The sequence below is a fragment of the Ruminococcus sp. genome, assembly GCF_019423705.1.
In the GTDB taxonomy this organism is placed as follows: Bacteria; Bacillota; Clostridia; order Oscillospirales; family Ruminococcaceae; genus Hominimerdicola.
Genome location: NZ_JAHZAX010000003.1, coordinates 51,975 through 68,927, shown reverse-complemented (window position 1 = coordinate 68,927; position 16,953 = coordinate 51,975). Strand labels below are relative to the sequence as shown.

General features: G+C 47.1%; 14 protein-coding genes. 11 read left to right on the top strand and 3 right to left on the bottom strand.

The annotated features are described in order from the left end of the window. Nucleotides 1–203 precede the first annotated feature (203 nt). The 3 genes from QZ371_RS03245 (at nt 204) to QZ371_RS03235 (ending at nt 3,067) form a co-directional block, all read left to right on the top strand. On the top strand, nt 204–467 hold the full coding sequence (locus QZ371_RS03245) for a hypothetical protein (RefSeq protein WP_295209351.1): 264 nt from the start codon (nt 204–206) through the stop codon (nt 465–467). 576 nt (nt 468–1,043) lie between these two features. Further along, complete coding sequence (locus QZ371_RS03240; RefSeq protein WP_295209348.1) at nt 1,044–1,721, top strand: response regulator transcription factor; 678 nt, start codon at nt 1,044–1,046, stop codon at nt 1,719–1,721. Beyond that, on the top strand, nt 1,718–3,067 hold the full coding sequence (locus tag QZ371_RS03235; RefSeq protein WP_295209345.1) for a HAMP domain-containing sensor histidine kinase: 1,350 nt from the start codon (nt 1,718–1,720) through the stop codon (nt 3,065–3,067). Before QZ371_RS03240 ends, QZ371_RS03235 begins: the two co-directional genes overlap by 4 nt. A 147-nt stretch (nt 3,068–3,214) precedes the next feature. On the opposite strand, the gene sigK is transcribed toward QZ371_RS03235, so the two are convergent. Then, on the bottom strand, nt 3,215–3,919 hold the full coding sequence (gene sigK, locus QZ371_RS03230; RefSeq protein WP_295209342.1) for an RNA polymerase sporulation sigma factor SigK: 705 nt from the start codon (nt 3,917–3,919) through the stop codon (nt 3,215–3,217). Nucleotides 3,920–4,212: 293 nt separating this feature from the next. Between sigK and ptsP the strand changes: the two genes are divergently transcribed. The 7 genes from ptsP to QZ371_RS03195 all read left to right on the top strand — a co-directional run bounded on the left by ptsP (nt 4,213) and on the right by QZ371_RS03195 (nt 13,403). Continuing rightward, nucleotides 4,213–5,886 (top strand): phosphoenolpyruvate--protein phosphotransferase, encoded by a 1,674-nt coding sequence (gene ptsP, locus QZ371_RS03225; RefSeq protein WP_295209340.1) that lies wholly within the window; start codon nt 4,213–4,215, stop codon nt 5,884–5,886. Between the two features lie 346 nt (nt 5,887–6,232). Next, complete coding sequence (locus QZ371_RS03220; RefSeq protein WP_295209337.1) at nt 6,233–7,009, top strand: hypothetical protein; 777 nt, start codon at nt 6,233–6,235, stop codon at nt 7,007–7,009. Next, a complete protein-coding gene (locus tag QZ371_RS03215) occupies nt 7,002–7,961 on the top strand; it encodes an ABC transporter ATP-binding protein (RefSeq protein WP_366558689.1) in 960 nt (319 codons plus the stop codon). The genes QZ371_RS03220 and QZ371_RS03215 overlap by 8 nt, the downstream gene beginning before the upstream one ends. Further along, nucleotides 7,954–9,288: an ABC transporter permease gene (locus tag QZ371_RS03210; protein ID WP_295209334.1), complete on the top strand. Its 1,335-nt coding sequence runs from the start codon at nt 7,954–7,956 to the stop codon at nt 9,286–9,288. The genes QZ371_RS03215 and QZ371_RS03210 overlap by 8 nt, the downstream gene beginning before the upstream one ends. Nucleotides 9,289–9,560: 272 nt before the next feature. Then, nucleotides 9,561–10,412, top strand: a complete 852-nt coding sequence (locus QZ371_RS03205; protein WP_295209331.1) for a putative manganese transporter — start codon at nt 9,561–9,563, stop codon at nt 10,410–10,412. A gap of 157 nt (nt 10,413–10,569) precedes the next feature. Continuing rightward, nucleotides 10,570–12,612, top strand: a complete 2,043-nt coding sequence (locus QZ371_RS03200; RefSeq protein ID WP_295209328.1) for a CAP domain-containing protein — start codon at nt 10,570–10,572, stop codon at nt 12,610–12,612. 374 nt (nt 12,613–12,986) lie between these two features. Next, nucleotides 12,987–13,403, top strand: a complete 417-nt coding sequence (locus QZ371_RS03195) for an Hsp20/alpha crystallin family protein (protein WP_295209324.1) — start codon at nt 12,987–12,989, stop codon at nt 13,401–13,403. A 105-nt stretch (nt 13,404–13,508) separates the two neighbouring features. Here QZ371_RS03195 and QZ371_RS03190 read toward each other — a convergent pair whose 3' ends face one another. Together QZ371_RS03190 and QZ371_RS03185 are read right to left on the bottom strand one after the other, a co-directional pair. Beyond that, a complete protein-coding gene (locus tag QZ371_RS03190; RefSeq protein ID WP_295209321.1) occupies nt 13,509–14,057 on the bottom strand; it encodes a VanZ family protein in 549 nt (182 codons plus the stop codon). Continuing rightward, complete coding sequence (locus QZ371_RS03185; protein ID WP_295209318.1) at nt 14,035–15,384, bottom strand: HD domain-containing protein; 1,350 nt, start codon at nt 15,382–15,384, stop codon at nt 14,035–14,037. The genes QZ371_RS03190 and QZ371_RS03185 overlap by 23 nt, the downstream gene beginning before the upstream one ends. A gap of 51 nt (nt 15,385–15,435) precedes the next feature. On the opposite strand from QZ371_RS03185, the gene lnt reads away from it, so the two are divergent. After that, a complete protein-coding gene (lnt, locus tag QZ371_RS03180) occupies nt 15,436–16,896 on the top strand; it encodes an apolipoprotein N-acyltransferase (protein ID WP_295209317.1) in 1,461 nt (486 codons plus the stop codon). Nucleotides 16,897–16,953 lie beyond the last annotated feature (57 nt).

The following is a 16,953-nucleotide window of genomic DNA, read 5'->3' as shown; positions in this document are numbered from 1 at the left end:
CAATTGCGCCGTTTCTGACATCTTCCAATGAACGCCGGTATATAAAATTGCGTTTTTGTGAACAATTATTTTCAAACCTATTGACAAAGCTAAATTAATGTGATATAATTAAAACAAATAAAGATTATGGGCTTTGATAATATTTCGGCAGGTGGGCAATGCCGGGGAAGTTTATGTGTTGCCTTTGTTCGTGGGGAAGAGAAATGGATCATTTGAAAACTTGTCTGTTCGGCGGATATGATAAGCTGGACACGCTGAAGTATATCGACAATATCACCAGCGAGATATATATGCTGGAATCTGCGGTGGAGCAGAAAAGCAAGGGTGAGGATTTTGTTATCCCTGCGCTGACAGAGAAGCGCAAGCTCAAGGGTTCGGCGATCGGCGGTTTTTCAAAGCCCGATGTTGACAATTATATTTGTGCGCTGATAAATAAAGCGGCTGAGCTGAGAGAAAAGCTCCAGTAATCGGCGCATATTAAATATTAAAATAGTATAAAGATATCCGCAGGGAGATAATAAACGCTCTGCGGATTTTTTGTATAGAATATTCGGCGGCAAAAGGTACAAATTTTTACATATGCGTTTAAATACGCTGTTTGTATGTATGGGCGACCTGTGGTCGCCCGTTGGTTTGCGGCTTTTTTGATAGTTTGTATTTTTAGGCATAAAAAAATTAATACCCACTTCCATCGGCTGAAATGAGCATTAATTTTTATAGAATTATGAAAGGGATTCTTTGGTATTTGGTAAAACCTAAAGACGAGGAAACTCATTTTGAGAGCGACTTGGGGAATCGCAGAGGGAAAGAATGATCAAAACCTGACTTTAAGTTTTACCAACCACCAAAGTTTTCTTTGTTTTCTGTCGGTGTTATCTTTACTGTACTTATATAATACCAGCCCTGTGTGAACCGAATGTGAATTTTCGGCCGATTTTGGGCACTTTTTTCAAAAATAAAAATGTTAATTACAAGTTCACAATTTTCTGTTATAATGTCCCCATTGGGGTATTACAGATTTGGAAACAGGGAGAATGATGACAATGTTTCAGATACTTGTGGTAGAAGACGACGCAAGCTTGAGAAGGCTTATGTCCGCCGCATTGAAGCAGCACGGCTATGTGCCATTCGTTGCCAGCGACGGCCTTGAGGCTTTGGATATGCTTGAAAAAACGAATATCGACCTTATAATCTCGGATATAATGATGCCGAATATGGACGGCTATGAGCTCACAAGACAGCTCAGAAAGGCTGATTTCAACCTGCCTATACTTATGGTCACCGCCAAGGAGACTTTTGAGGACAAGCAGGTGGGCTTTTCGGCAGGCACGGACGATTATATGGTCAAGCCTATCGACATAAACGAAATGATACTGCGTGTTGGTGCGCTTTTAAGGCGTTCAAAAATGGCGTCAGAACATTCGCTGACCGTGGGCAATTGCGTGCTTAATTACGACGCTATGAGCGTTTCTGTTGACGGCGGAGCGGCGGAAACTATCCCGCAAATGGAGTTCAAGCTGCTTTTCAAGCTTCTTAGCTATCCCGACAAAATATTCACACGCCGCCAGCTTCTTGACGAGTTGTGGGGAATGGATAAGGACGTTGACGAGCGTACAGTCGATGTTCACGTCAAAAGGCTTAGAGAGCGTTACGGCAGCTGTTCCGATTTCGATATCGTGACTGTCCGTGGCCTTGGCTATAAAGCGGTGAAAAAGCAATGAGAAAAGGCTCTGTTAAACGAAACAGTAAGAAAAAGGCAAAGACCAGCCTGCAATTCAAGCTGACCTTGATGTTCTTTTTCGTTATGCTGGTGTCGGCGTCAATATCTATCTCCGTGCTGGCAATGGTTTGCAGCCCGATTATGACAAGCAACGCCGAGCGGCAGCTTGTGGAGCTTTCAATGTCGATGGATCAGCTTGAAGAGCGTGGGGATATGACCGTGGACGAGATAGTCTCCGTCATAAACAATTCCGCATACAGCCTAAGCGTTGTGACCAAGGACGACCCTTTCGTCCACCAACATTTGGGCGAGGTTGTGCACAAGGGCTATTACGTCACCTCTCAGGGCATCGTGCCGAACGCTACCATAATCTCACAGGTCTATGACAAATACGTCGTGATAGACAGCTTTTCCAGCGATAGCATTTATTGGGTGGTAAACCTTGTAATAATCGTTGCGTTCATCGTGTGTATCATAATCGGTACGATAATCACGGCAATAACCAGCCGCAGCATTATCCAGCCTATCCGAAATATTAGCGACGCCGCAGGCGAGATCGCAAAGGGCAATTTCAGCGTGCGGGTAAGAGAACCCTCCGACCCCGAGTATGCCAACCTTGCGAGAAACTTCAACAAAATGGCGGAGGAGCTTGCAGGCACGGAGACTTTGAGGGGAGACTTTATCTCCAACGTTTCCCACGAGTTCAAAACGCCGCTGGCTTCTATACAAGGCTTTGCAAAGCTTTTGCAGTCCGATACCATAACCGAGCAGGAGCGTGCGGAATACACCCAAGTCATAATCGACGAGACTTCACGGCTCTCAAAGCTTTCCTCAAATATTCTGCGGCTGACAAAGCTTGAAAATCAAAAGACTGTCGGCAGAAAAACGAGGTTCTCGCTTGACGAGCAGATAAGAAAAATTTTGCTTGTGCTGGAGCCCGAGTGGTCGAAAAAGAACATCGACCTCGATATCGACCTTGAGGATATAATGTACGTCGGTAACGAGGAGCTTATGGGTCAGATATGGCAGAACATCATAAACAACGCCATAAAGTTCACCCCAGAGGGCGGCAGGATAAGCGTGAAGCTTTTCCGTGACGAAAAGAACATTTCCGCCGAGATATGGGACAATGGTCCGTCGATCTCCCCCGAGATAAAAAACAAGATATTCGACAAATTCTATCAGGGCGACCGCTCCCGTGCCACAGAGGGCAACGGACTTGGCCTAGCTCTTGTAAAGCGTATCCTCGAACTTTCCGAGGGCACTATATCGGTTGATAACGATGTCAAGCGTGGCGGCGTGAGCTTTAAAATATGCCTGCCGTACCTTATCGAAGATATGATGTAAATATAATACAAATTTAAAAGCAGCTTTGTTTTTACGAAGCTGCTTTTAGTTTGTTGGAAAAAATAAGAGGGACGTCGAGGACGCCAATTGTATGTAGGGGCGACCTGTGGTCGCCCGTTGGTTTGCTGTTTTTGCGCACTATTTTCGCTATTCATTGAAGCTTTTACGGAGCAGCTCCAGCGCCTTTTTTTCGATACGGGAAACATAGGAGCGTGAAATGCCCAGCATTTTCGCCACCTCACGCTGGGGCAGGGGAGCGCCGCCGTGAAGCCCATACCGCAGGGTGATTATCTGCCGTTCACGTTCGTCAAGCACCTGCCCGATGAATTTGTAAAGCTGTTCCGAGCGCATAACAAGCTCTATCCTGTCCGCAACATTGACGTCGTCAGCGATTATGTCGATAAGGCAAAGCTGGTTGCCGTCCTTGTCGGCGTCAACAGGTTCGTCAAAGTGTATATCGTTGGCAGACTTTTTCTGCGAGCGAAAGTGCATAAGAATCTCGTTCTCCACGCACCTGCTCCCATAAGTCGCAAACCTGCACCCCTTCTTGTGATCGAATGTCGATACCGCCTTGATGAGCCCGATAGTGCCAATAGAAATAAGGTCCTCCTGATCGCTGGCGGCGGAGTAGTATTTCTTTATGATGTGCGCCACAAGCCGCAAATTGTGCTCGATGAGCTTATCCTTTGCCGCCTTGTCACCCGCCGCCATTGCCTCAAAACAGGCTCGCTCCTCCTTGGCGGATAAGGGCTTCGGGAATACGCTCTTGTTGTCAAAATGCAGCGCAAAAAATAAAAAGTTGCCGCTGAGAAATTCAAATAAGTTTGTCAAACTTGCTATCGCCGTGAACATAGTCGTCCCTCCCGTTGTTGTATTATCATATATTTATACTTATGCCAAAAACAGGCTGTACTATGTCACACTATCGCCCGCCGCTCAGAACTGTGCAAACAGCCTAAATTTGCACCTCTGCCTTTGATAAAATCACGAATATTGTGAATATAGTGTAAACAGAAATGCGATTTGCTTTTAATAAACAGAAAATAGTGATATAATTATTGTGAGAAAGTATCGCATTTTTGGTACTTAATACTTAAAATAAAAAGATAAACGCCGCAAAGGCATAGAGCAAAAGGGGTGAGCTTATGTTTGCCATAAAAGGAAAATCCATTTTCGGAGCTATCGCAAGAGGAAAACTGACTTTTTATCACCGTGAGGAGTTCGTAATAAATAAGATTAAAGTCGGAGACCCACAGCTTGAATATAAAAAATATGTCACCGCCAAAAACGCCGCAATTATGGAGCTTGGTGCGCTCTATGAAAAAGCACGGCTGCGTATCGGCGATAAGGACGCACAAATTTTCATTATCCACCAAATGATAATAACCGACGAGGACTACGACGGCTTCATCAGAAAAATGATCTTGGACGATAATTTCAACGCCGACTATGCCGTCGCCTGTGCCGCAAGAAATTTCACTGAAATGCTCTCTGAAACAGACAGCGAGTATATGCAGGGCAGATCGGCGGACGTGAAAGACGTCTCCAACCGCCTCCTGCGCCATATCCTAAACTGCGCAGACAGCGAGCCGACCCTCAGCGACCGCTCTATTCTCTGCACAGGCGACCTTATGCCATCTGAAACTATCTTAATGGATAAGACCAAGATCAAGGGTATCTGCACACGCTCCGGCTCGGTCAATTCTCATACGGCAATTCTTGCCAAAACAATGAATATCCCAGCCCTTGTGAACGTTGGTGGCGAGCTTTCGGAAGAGCATAACGGCAAAGAAGCCGTCCTCGACGGTTATAGCGGCGTGCTGTATATCGAGCCCGACCAGCTCACCCTCCGTATGCTGGAACATAAAGAAGCCGCCGAGGGCAGAAAAAAAGAGCTGCTGACAAAGCTCCGTGGCAGAAAAAATATCACCCGTGACGGCAGAGAAATAAAGATATATGCAAACATCGTCAATGAGGAGCTGCTTGCCCTAGCTCAGGATAACGACGCAGGCGGCATAGGCCTTTTCAGAAGCGAGTTTATGTGCTTTGACCGCCCGAATTATCCCGATGAAGAGTACCAGTTCTATGTATACCGCAGCGCCCTTGAAGCGATGAAAGGCAAGGAAGTTGCAATTTGTACATACGATATCGGCGCAGATAAAAAGCCCGATTATATGGACTTGGCCGCCGAGCGCAACCCCTCAATGGGCTGTCGTGGAATAAGATATTGCCTTGAAAATGAAGATATCTTCGCCCCTCAGCTCCGTGCCCTGCTGAGAGCTTCCGCCTATGGCAACTTGTCAATTATCCTGCCAATGATCTGCGATGTGGACGAAGTTATCCGTACAAAAGAACTAATATCAAAGCTGAAAGACCAGCTCGCACAAGAGGGCAAAAGCTTCTCAGATAGCGTCAAAGTCGGCGTTATGATCGAGACCCCCTCCGCCGTTATGACCAGCGACCTGCTTGCAAAGGAAGCGGACTTTTTCAGTATCGGCACAAACGACCTCGAGCAGTTCACATTCGCCCTCGATAGGCAAAACAGCAGCTATGATAAAATTCGCCCGGATAATAATATCGCACTAATGCGAATGATAAAGCTTGTCTGCGATAACGCCCACGCCAACGGCATAGAAGTCGGGCTGTGCGGCGAAATGGCAGGGGACCTGTCAATGACGGAAACGCTGCTAGAGCTGCATATAGATATGCTGTCAGTAGTGCCATCAAGGATATTGCCCCTGCGAAGAGCCGTCCGCAGCATAAGCCTGAGAGACAGAATAAAGACCGCCGAGGACTTGAAACGCACGCTGAAATATTGACGGCATAGCGATAAACATAATCAAAAACACAACAACATAAAAACCAAACGGGCGAACTATGTTCGCCCCTACTTTTTTATAGCCATCTCAGCGAACGAAAGTTCAAAGCTACCGAGAGGTCAAAGCGAACGCAGTTCGCAACAAAAAAATCATCGCCCACGGCGATACCACCATTCCTCACTCCTCATTCCTCACTCAAGTTTTCCCTATGCGAATTAAAAAAGAAAGAAAAGCTTAAGTAATTCTTAATTGTGTTGACTTGATAATGAAGCTGTGATAAACTAATAATCACGACGAGAAACACTTATCCCAAATAAAAAGAACAAGAGAAAGAGGAGGAGACAAAGTGAAACTCAGAAATATCAACCGTGGACTTGTGCTGGGCGCAGTCCTTGCGGCAGGCGTGGTGTGCTATACCGTGTACGATAATACCACCTTCAAAAAAAGTAAACCCGATATCGAAAAAGCCGTCGATAGCTATGTCAGCGCAATGACACAGTCAAATGTCGGCTCGCAGGATAAAGTCTCAAAGCAATGGTGCGACCTGCTGGATAACTACTTTACCGACGCTAAAAGCCCCTCGGAGTATGCCGAAACAAAGGCTAGTATCTATAATTCCGCCGTGACTTTCAATAGCCATGGCGAAAAAGGCGAGATAATCTCCGCCGAGTATGATATCAAGGGTATCTCTATCAGCAAAAGCGGAGCAGACGGCGCAAACGTTACCGTATCTTATAACGTCTGCTATAACGTCTCAATGGGTGACCCCACCTATCTCTCCACCAGCGGTTTGACCACTATGGATAGCGGCAATTATACCAGCTCCGATAATTACGAACCAAGCACAAAACCTTATAAAGCCATCTTCAGCTGCGATACCGCAGAGTTTTATATGGTCAGAACTTCCGACGGCTGGAAAATAGCCTCAACAACTGATTACGGCTTCGGCGAGGATTATACCTTCGATAAAAGCGCAAGCGGCAGCGATAGCTCAGTAGCATCAACTGATATCGACCTTTCAAGCGCTGAAGAAGCTGACGAAGCAGATACAAGCTTCGGCGATGATACAGCCTCAGCCGCAGATATAAGCACAGACAGCAAGGAGGCGAGCGCAGTTGACTGATAACGTTGTTCTTAAAATAAAAGGCCTTAATAAAACAATGGGCAAAAAGCATATCCTCCACGATATCGATATGGAGTGCTGCGGTGGTGAAGTCTTTGGCTTCTTAGGCCCTAACGGCGCAGGCAAGACCACCACTATCAAAATAGTCGTGGGACTTTTGCAGCTTGACAGCGGCGAGATCACTATCGACGGCAAGGATATCCATAAGGATTTCGAGGGCGCAATGGCAAACGTCGGCGGGATCGTCGAGAACCCAGAAATGTATAAATACCTCTCAGGTCTGGAAAACCTCCGCCAGTATGCCCGTATGAGAGAGGGCATAACTGAGGAGCGTATAAAGGAAGTCGTCGAGCTTGTGCGCCTTTCAAACCGTATCAACGATAAGGTGTCAAAGTATTCCCTCGGTATGCGCCAGCGCCTCGGCGTTGCACAGGCGATATTGCATAAGCCAAAGCTTCTTATCCTCGACGAGCCAACAAACGGCCTCGACCCACAGGGAATAAAAGAGCTTCGTGACGTCCTCAAAGACCTTGCCCATAAGGAAAACACCTGCGTTGTGGTATCTTCACACCTTATGAGCGAAATGGAAATGATGTGCGATAGGGTCGGCATTATCGCAAACGGCAAAATGATCGGCGAGTATACAATGGCAGACCTCGTCTCCCGTTCCGATAGCTCAATGTCAGAATATGTCCTCGAAGTCAGCGACCCGAATAAGGCTCTCGGTATCATTGTCCTTGCGGAGGAGGGCAAAAAGCTCGACCACGAAACAGGTCTTATCACCCTCTCTATCCCTACCGATATCGAAAAGAAAAAGATCGCTTCCATCAATAAGTCCCTTATCGAAAACGGCGTAGACCTCTATACAGTCCGCCGACAGGAAAATAAAAAGCTTGAGGACGTGTTCATCGAGCTTACAGAAAATTCGGAAGGGGGCGGACAGATTGGCTAGATTTTTCAAACTCGTCAAGAACGAGTACATAAAGGTTTTCAAAAAATTATCCACAAAAATTATCATCGTGTTGGTAATACTCTGCGCATTCGGCCTGTCGGGTATCGCTCTTATCGGCAAAATGACAATGTCAAATAATATCTATAACGACTATGACCCGAAGCAGGATTATCAGGACAATATAAATTGGCTCAACGAGACCAAAGGCACAGGCTATGAGCAGGAAGTCGCAATGTGGCAGTACCTTATCGACAACGATATCGACAGCGACGATTGGCGCTATGACGTGCTTATGAACGCCTATTCTGATGAAAGCCCCACAGTTGAGTTCTATACTATCAAGGAGTATCTTGACAATAACGACTGGAAAGGCTATTGCCAGCATATGCTTGATACAGGCAATATCACCGAGGGCGAAAAGTGGGAATATCAGTATAGGATAGATAACGATATCTCCTTTGATAAATCCAACGAAAAGAAAAACGACCTCATTATGACTATCGCCGATGCAAAGTCCACCATTGCAAGAATGGGCGACGCCAAAACAGACGGCGAAAACAGCAGGGCAGCCCTTGAGGATAAAATAACTCTTGCGCAGTATCAGCTTGATAACAATAAGCTCGATAACACAGCAGACCAGACTTCGCTCTTTGACACAGATTCACCCGATCAGATAACATTTTGGCCGATATTCCTCACAGGCACATCTCTTGTGACAGTTGTGGCTCTGCTCGTTATCGTCATCGCAGGCGGAATAGTCTCCTCAGAATTTTCACAGGGCACGATAAAGTTTTTGCTCATAAACCCTGTTAAGCGCTGGAAAATACTTATGGCAAAGTATTTCACAGTCATCACCGTGGGCTATATAATGCTCGCTATCCTCTTTGTTGCGCTGATACCCATAATCGGCGTTATGCACGGCTTTACAGGCTTCTCTGATTCTTATATGTACGTCGTTGACGGCAAGGTCAAGGAAATGTCCACAATGGTCTATGCAATAGAAAGCTACCTCGTTTCCAGCATTGAAATGGTTGTAATGTCAACACTTGCCTTCGCTATCTCCTCACTTGTGAGAAGCACAGCCCTCGCAACAGGCGTCAGCGTTTTCGCAATGTGTATCGGCTCAACATTGACAACTCTTCTTGCAAATCTCGGTCAGGACTGGGCAAGGTTCTTGGTATTCGCCAACACCGACCTTATGACTATCAAAGAGGGCGGCTCAATGTTCGCACAGCATAGCCTTACCTTTGCAATATGCGTCCTCGTTGCGCATATGGTGGTGTTTATCCTCACCGCTTGGGACGGCTTCACAAAGCGTTCGGTATAATTATTTCAGCCCAAAACATCATAATCATAACATCTTGGACGACCACAGTTGCTTCTAAACAATTGCGGTCGTCCGCTTTTTCTACCAATAAATGTCGCCAATACATCAAAAATGCCAACGCTGAAAAGTCCAAACAAATGAACAGATTATCATATAAACATAAGATTGACAAGCTTTCATAAATATAGTATAATAAGCGAGTTGACGAAAAAATCATTAGTTTGAAAGTCCGCAGAATAAGTGCGGACGCAGTTTTACAGGAGATAGATATAATGTTTGAGACTTTAAAAGATGTATTTCTCGACGCCTTTATCGACAGCCTTAAAGTGCTGCCGTTCCTCTTCGGCGTCTATCTGCTTATCGAGTATATAGAGCACCGCTCGTCGGATAAACTTGGCAAAGCCCTGCGAAAAATGGGGCCTTTCGGCGCAGTCGGCGGAAGTATCCTCGGCGCAATTCCGCAATGCGGCTTCTCGGTGGTCGCCTCAAATCTCTATTCGGGCAGACTTATCACAATGGGCACCCTAATTGCGGTCTACCTTTCCACCAGCGATGAAGCTATCCCGATGATGATCGCAAACCCTAAATTCGCAGGCAAGCTTTGGCAGCTTATAATAATCAAAGTCGTCGTGGCGATAATCGCAGGCTTCCTTGTTGACCTCGTTATCCGCCTTATGGGCAGAAAGCAGGAGGAAGAGCCATTCAAAGAAATTTGCGAGGACTGCGACTGCGAGCACCACAGCATTCTCCACTCGGCGCTCCACCACACCATCAGCATAATAATCTTCATCTTCGTTGTGAACCTTGTCCTCGGCGGAATAATGGAGTTCGCAGGGGAGGACACAGTCAAGACCCTGCTTATGACCGACAGCGCCGTCCAGCCGTTCATCGCCGGCATAATAGGCTTTATCCCGAACTGCGCAGCCTCCGTTGTGCTCACACAGCTTTATATCGAGGGCGTGGTGAGCTTCGGCTCTCTCATCGCAGGCCTTTGCACAGGCGCAGGCGTCGGACTGCTTGTGCTCTTCAAAGCCAATAAGCACCATATCAAAGAGAATTTCGTGATAGTCGGCGTGCTCTACGTTTTCGGCGTGGCAGCAGGCTTCATCGCAGGATTGTTTTAACAAAATATGCAGATCATCACACCGCAGGGCATTAAAGCTTTGCGGTGTTTTTTGTATGCAAAACGCTGAAAAATCCCCATTATACTTGAATTTGTACGGCATTTGCGGTATAATTAACGTAACAAGTTTTGAACACAAAATAAAAAGGGGAATTAGTATGAAAAAAATAATTGCGGCGATACTGTCGCTGACCATAGCGCTTTCCTGCGCGATCACGCCCGTGACAAGCTACGCCCTGTCCGATACAGAAACCACCATTATATCCCACAACCCCAGCACCTACGCCAATTTCAATATCAGCGCAACCCTTGACTATGAGCAAGCCTATAAAGTGCTTGATAAGGTCAACGAACAGCGTGCGGCCAACGGCCTTTCAAAGCTCACAATGGATAAAGACCTGCTTGATACCGCAATGTTTAGAGCCTGCGAGACCAGCGTTTTTTGGGGACACGACCGCCCCGACGGCTCAAGCTGTTTTACAGCTTCCACAAAAATGTGGGGTGAAAATATCGCAATGGGCTATGTTGACGCAGATAAGGTTATGAACGGCTGGATGAATTCTGAAGGCCACAGAAACAATATCCTCGGTGCAAATTTCAAGAGCATCGGCATAGGCTGCGTGACAGTCAACGGCGGCATATTTTGGGTGCAATGCTTCGGAAGAAATGACGCAAACCCAGTAGCAAATAAGTCCGATACACCTAATACAAAGCAGACTATCGAAAGCATAACCGCCAAGCGCTCGTCCACAGAGTTTTATCTCGATCTGCCTGCACACCTCAGTGTGGGCGGCGAAGCGCAGATAAAGTGCGGCGTTGTCAATTCAAAAGTTCAGGCAAAGACCCCGATCGACCCCACTTCCATTACATATGAAAGCTCTGATAGCTCGGTGCTGACTATCTCGCAGGACGGCAAGGTCAAAGCACTTTCAAGCGGCACAGCCACAGTCAAAATTTACCTTGGCGGTGAGACCTACCCTTCAATGGAAAAAGAAGTCACAGTCGGCGGAAGCGATATCGCCCTTGCAGATGTGACATTCAGCGGCAGCCGTGAATACACAGGCAAGGCTATCCAGCCCACAGTCACAGTAAAATACAGCGGCAAGACCCTCGCACAGGGCAAGGATTATACAGTCACATTTTCAAATAACACCAACGCAGGCACCGCAAACGCCGTAATAGCGGGCATTGGCGAGTATTCGGGCAATGCGGAAAAGACTTTCACTATCACCCAAATGCCTGTCTCAAAGCTTGCGATGACCCTCTCAACAAAGGAATACACCTATGACGGCTCGGAGAAAAAGCCTGCGGTGAAGGTCACAAATAACGGCACGGAGCTGAAAAAAGGCACGGACTATACTCTGACCTATTCGTCAAACGTCAAACCCGGCACAGCCGTGGTGAAAGTCGTGGGCAAGGGCAATTATTCCGGCACAGCCGCCCTCAGCTATACCATAAAGCCAAAGAGCCTTGCGGCCTGCACAGCAACACTTTCCACCACGTCATACACATACAGCGGCACAGCCAAAAAGCCGGCGGTTACAGTAAAAAGCGGCTCTCAGACCCTTAAAAACGGCACAGATTACACCGTGACCTATTCCGCAAACACCGCCGCAGGCACAGGCAAAGTCACCATAAAAGGCAAGGGCATTTATGGCGGCACGCTGACAAAGACCTTCAAGATCAACAAAGCCAGCCTGTCAAAGGCCACTATCACAGGCATTTCGAGCAAGTCCTTCACAGGCAAAGCTCTGACACAAAGCCCTGTCATCAAGCTTGGCGGCTATACTCTGGTCAAGGACAAAGACTACACGCTGAAATATTCAAACAACAAAAACGTGGGCAAAGCCACAGTAACTATCACAGGCAAGGGCAGCGTAACAGGCACGATCACAAAGACTTTCAACATCAACCCCGCCAAGCAGGAGCTTCAAAAGCTCACCGCCAAGAGCAAAGGCTTCTTTGCCGACTGGGTAAAGAAAGGTTCTGCCACAGGCTATGAGATACAATATGCCACAAATTCCAAATTCACAGGCGCAAAGACCATAAAGCTCACCACCAACAAAAACGACACCAAGACAGCCACAAAGCTCAAAGCCAAGACCAAATACTATGTTCGTGTTCGCAGCTACACCAACGTCAAGGGCGTAAAATACAACGGCGCTTGGTCTGCGGTCAAGACAGTCACCACACTCAAGTGAGGAATGAGGAATTAAGGTATCGCCGTTGGCGATGATATATTTTGTATGGGCGACCTTTGGTCGCCCTTTTTGTTTGCTCTTTGTCGTGCGGTGTTTTAGCACTCATTTTTACATCTGCTAGCACTCTACGCACAAGAGTGCTAAAATTCAGCTAATGTTCACATTGTTTTCACATAATGAACATATATCAGGGGTATTATATAGACAATGAAAGGAAATGAGACCAATGAATAAAAGAGAAATGAAAAAATAAACGATACGATCATTAGATCACCAAATCATTACAATAATCAAAATTACGATATATGGTCAGCATAAAAAGGCTGCCGCATTTGACAGCTGAGGGCTGACAAGGCATTTAAGGAGGAATTTTTATGTATGGACTTACACCATTTGAAAGAAAGAGCTACAATCTGTTTAACGCATTCCATGATTTTGAGAACGACTTCTTCGGCGGCACATCAATGCAAAGCTTCAAGACAGATATCAAGGACGAGGGCGACAAGTATGTAATGGAGGCTGAGCTTCCGGGCTTTGAGAAGGAGGACATCAAGCTTGACATCTCGGGCAATAAGCTTGTTTTGACTGCCGAGCATAAGGCGGAGACCGAGGATAAGCAGGATAAATATATCCGCCGTGAGAGAACTTACGGCTCTTATCAGAGAAGCTTCGACCTTACTGGTATCGACGCTGAGAAGATCGACGCCGAGTATAAAAACGGTATCCTCACCTTGAACCTGCCGAAAATGCAGGAGACCGCTCCAGCAACAAGACGGCTTGAGATCAAGTAAAGTGATATCCACCCAATAACGTAACTCCTCTGAGTTTTACCCTTTGACATACAAAAAACAGCGCTGCACAACTTCCGTGCGGCGCTGTTTTTTTGCAAAATAATTCTAATTATTTTTTTCAGCCAAAGCTTGCTTGTCTTGTTTGTTATCCTGTTTTTTCTGCTTTTGTTTAAGATAGATTTTTCTGATGAGTATTGCAATGATGATACCGAAAGCCACGCCGCAGGTGTCGATCATAACATCACGAAACTGCCCCGTGCGTCCCGGTACGAAAAGCTGGTGTATCTCGTCGCTGGAAGCATATAAAAAGCCGAAACCAAGCGCAATAAGCCCACGATATTTGACTTTCTTGACCTTCCAAAGCGCCGAAAATGCCAGCATTCCAAGTATTGCGTATTCTGTAAAATGTGCCAGCTTTCTGATTATAAACGTGGCGATATCGTGATACCTGAGCTGTGCCTCCGGGTCCATACTGTCGTAAACAGGGTTGACAAACTTTACGATAAATTCAAAAAGCCAGTTGCTCTGAGCGTTTGACTCGTCGCTGTCGTTTGCCGAAAACATAAATATCACCACGCACCATATTATAACGGCCACCACCCTTATGATATGGTTTATTTTCCGCTTTTTGTCAATGTCTGAAATTGCTTTCAATGTATTTTATCAGCTCCTCCTTTTTGTTCTCCGTTTTCTCTTCAATGACCCCGTTAAGGGCAAGCTCCAGCGCAAGACCAATGTCCTTTCCACCAATGCAAAGCCCCTTGACGTCATTTCCGTTCAGGGCAAGGTCTTTCAAGCTGAAACACTCCTGCCCCTCTTCTATCTCGATAGCAAGCCGCCCGATCTCGTCAAGCTCCGCCAGCTTCTCCGCCCTCTTATATTCCGATTGAGCATAAGTGTCCGCACGGCGCACCTCAAGATAATCCATCGTGAAGTCGAACCCGTGCTGCGCCATAAACCGCTTGACGGACTTTTTCGTCGCAGCGATCCTGTTGTCGTGCTCCCAAATAAGCTCGAAAATATATTTCGCCGAAGCGCTGTCCGTTTTCAGCCGCTTGAGAATTTCCTCCGCCATATAAGCCCCCTCGAACTGGTGCTTCTTGAAGTGGGAAACGCCTTTGTCGTCAACGGTGTGCATTCTCGGCTTGCCAATATCATGCAAAAGCATTGTTAGTCTCATCTGCCACTCGGGGCGAATGTTTTCAACGCTCAAGCAAATGTGCCCGTAAACGTCCAAAAAATGGTGTGGATTGTTCTGCTTGAAGTCAAAACTCTCCCTCAGTTCGGGTATAACCACCGCAATTATCTCACGGTATTGAAGCAGTATCTCACGGACGTTCCTGCCGCATAAAAGCCCTTTCAGCTCCGTCATTATCCGCTCCGCCGAGATGTCTTTCAAAAGCTCACGCTGACAGATCATCGCCTCGCTGGTCTCTTTTTCGATCTCAAACCCAAGGCTGGAAGCGAACCGCAGCCCACGCATTATCCGCAAAGCATCCTCATCGAACCGCCTTGAAGCCTCGCCCACGCAGCGAATTATCCCCTTGTTCAGATCATCTTGACCGCCGTAAAGGTCGATAAGCCCCTCACCTTCTGAGTACGCCATAGCGTTCACAGTAAAATCACGGCGTTTCAAATCCTCCTCCAAAGAGCTTTCAAAGGTCACTTGCGCAGGCTTTCTATGCCCGATGTATTCCCCGTCGCTCCTGTAACAGGTGATCTCCACAGGCTGGTGGTCGATTATCACAGTAAGCGTGCCGTGCTTCAGCCCCGTATCAACAGTCTTGAAGCCTGCGAAAAGCTCCGCCATTTTTTCGGGCGTGCAGTTTGTGCAAACGTCAAAATCGTGGGGCTTCTTCCCAAGCAAACTGTCTCTAACACAGCCCCCAACGATATATCCCTCGAAGCCGTTATGGTAAAGCACGCCCAGCGCTGCCTTCACATACTCGGGTATATCTATCTTAAAATCACGCCTATCCATTATCCTTGCACCCCCTTTGTATACCCAAAATTTTTCGGGCATAATAAATATATGAAAAATTCTAAACTTGCTTCAAAAATAAATCTCGATCCGCACCTTGCCCGCCTGACCCTCTTGGTGGCAACAGGCATACTCTGCGGCCTTATGCAGTCAAGCCTCAATATCCCGTGGCTCGCCTTTTTCGCATTTATCCCAATGACTTTATTTCTGTCCAAAAGTCTGGACAGAATCGACTTTCGCAAGAACTTTCTGCTCTTCTTCCTGCCATATTATCTCGTCCAGCTGTCATTTTTGCTGACCATTTGGAAGCTTTGCCCCCTGCCGAAAGCCCTGTCGATACCGCTGGCAGTCCTCTGCCTTGCCGCATTGACATTATGGGAAGCTCTGCTGATGTATATACCGCTCTGCCTTTATCTGCCAATAAAAAGACGCTTTCGCCTTTTCAAGCACAGGTTCGCCGAAATCATCTTCTTTTGCCTGCTTGTCTGCGCAGGGGAGTGGCTTCAAGAGCACGTCCCCGTGCTGGCGTTCCCGTGGTCGGCGGTGTGGCTCACCGTGACAGATTCGCCCCTGCTTTTGCAGTCCGCAACCCTCTTCGACTGCCGAACCACCACATTTTTTATACTGCTCATAAACGCCCTCCACGCCGAGGCCTACCTGAGCTTTATACGCTCAAAACGTTTCGGTTATGTCCTCACAGCACTTGTGCTCCAATGCGCAAACCTTGCCTACGGCGCATATTCCCTCGACCTCAACAAAAAGCTCTACGCCATCAGCCCAAAGCTTGACGTTATCTGCGCTCAGGATAGCCTTGAAGGCAGGGAAAAATCCCGCCGCAAAGCATTGGAATCCGCACGCTCCTATGTCTCTATCCTTGACAAAGGCTGGCAATGGGGCACCGACCTTGTGCTACTGCCCGAATCCGCCGTGCCAAAAGATTTCGACAGCACAATAGACGAGTTTACTCTGCTGTCCGATTTTGCGGACACCAAAGGCTGCACAGTCGTCACAGGCTCCTTCTATCTCCAAAATGGCGCAGACTATAACGCCCTCCTCGCCTACGATAAAAACGGCTCGCCAAGCGCACCATACTTCAAGCAAGTTCTCGTCCCATTCGGAGAAAAAATACCCTTCGCAAACCTCTTCGGCGTCACAACGATGTCAGAGTGCTGCGAAAGCGCCTACGCAAAGCCCATCACCGCCGACGGCGTCACCATCGGCTCAGTTATCTGTGTTGAATCGGTGTTCCCGAGCATAGTTCGCTCCCAAAAAGACCAAGGCGCACAGCTTATCTGCATTTCCACCAACGATTCTTGGTTCGGCAAAAGCTCCGCCCGTGAGCAGCATTATCGCCACAGCATAATGCGAGCCGTGGAAAACCGCCGCTACGTCCTGCGAGCAGGAAACTGCGGAATATCGGCGATAATATCCCCCTCGGGCGAGCAATTGTCCGTAAAATCGGACAGTACCAAAGGCGTTGTCTATGGCGAAATTGCCCTTATCGGAAAATAAAAAAATGATACAAGCAGTTCGTTATAAATCTGTCTATCTATATGTTACGAATTGTAG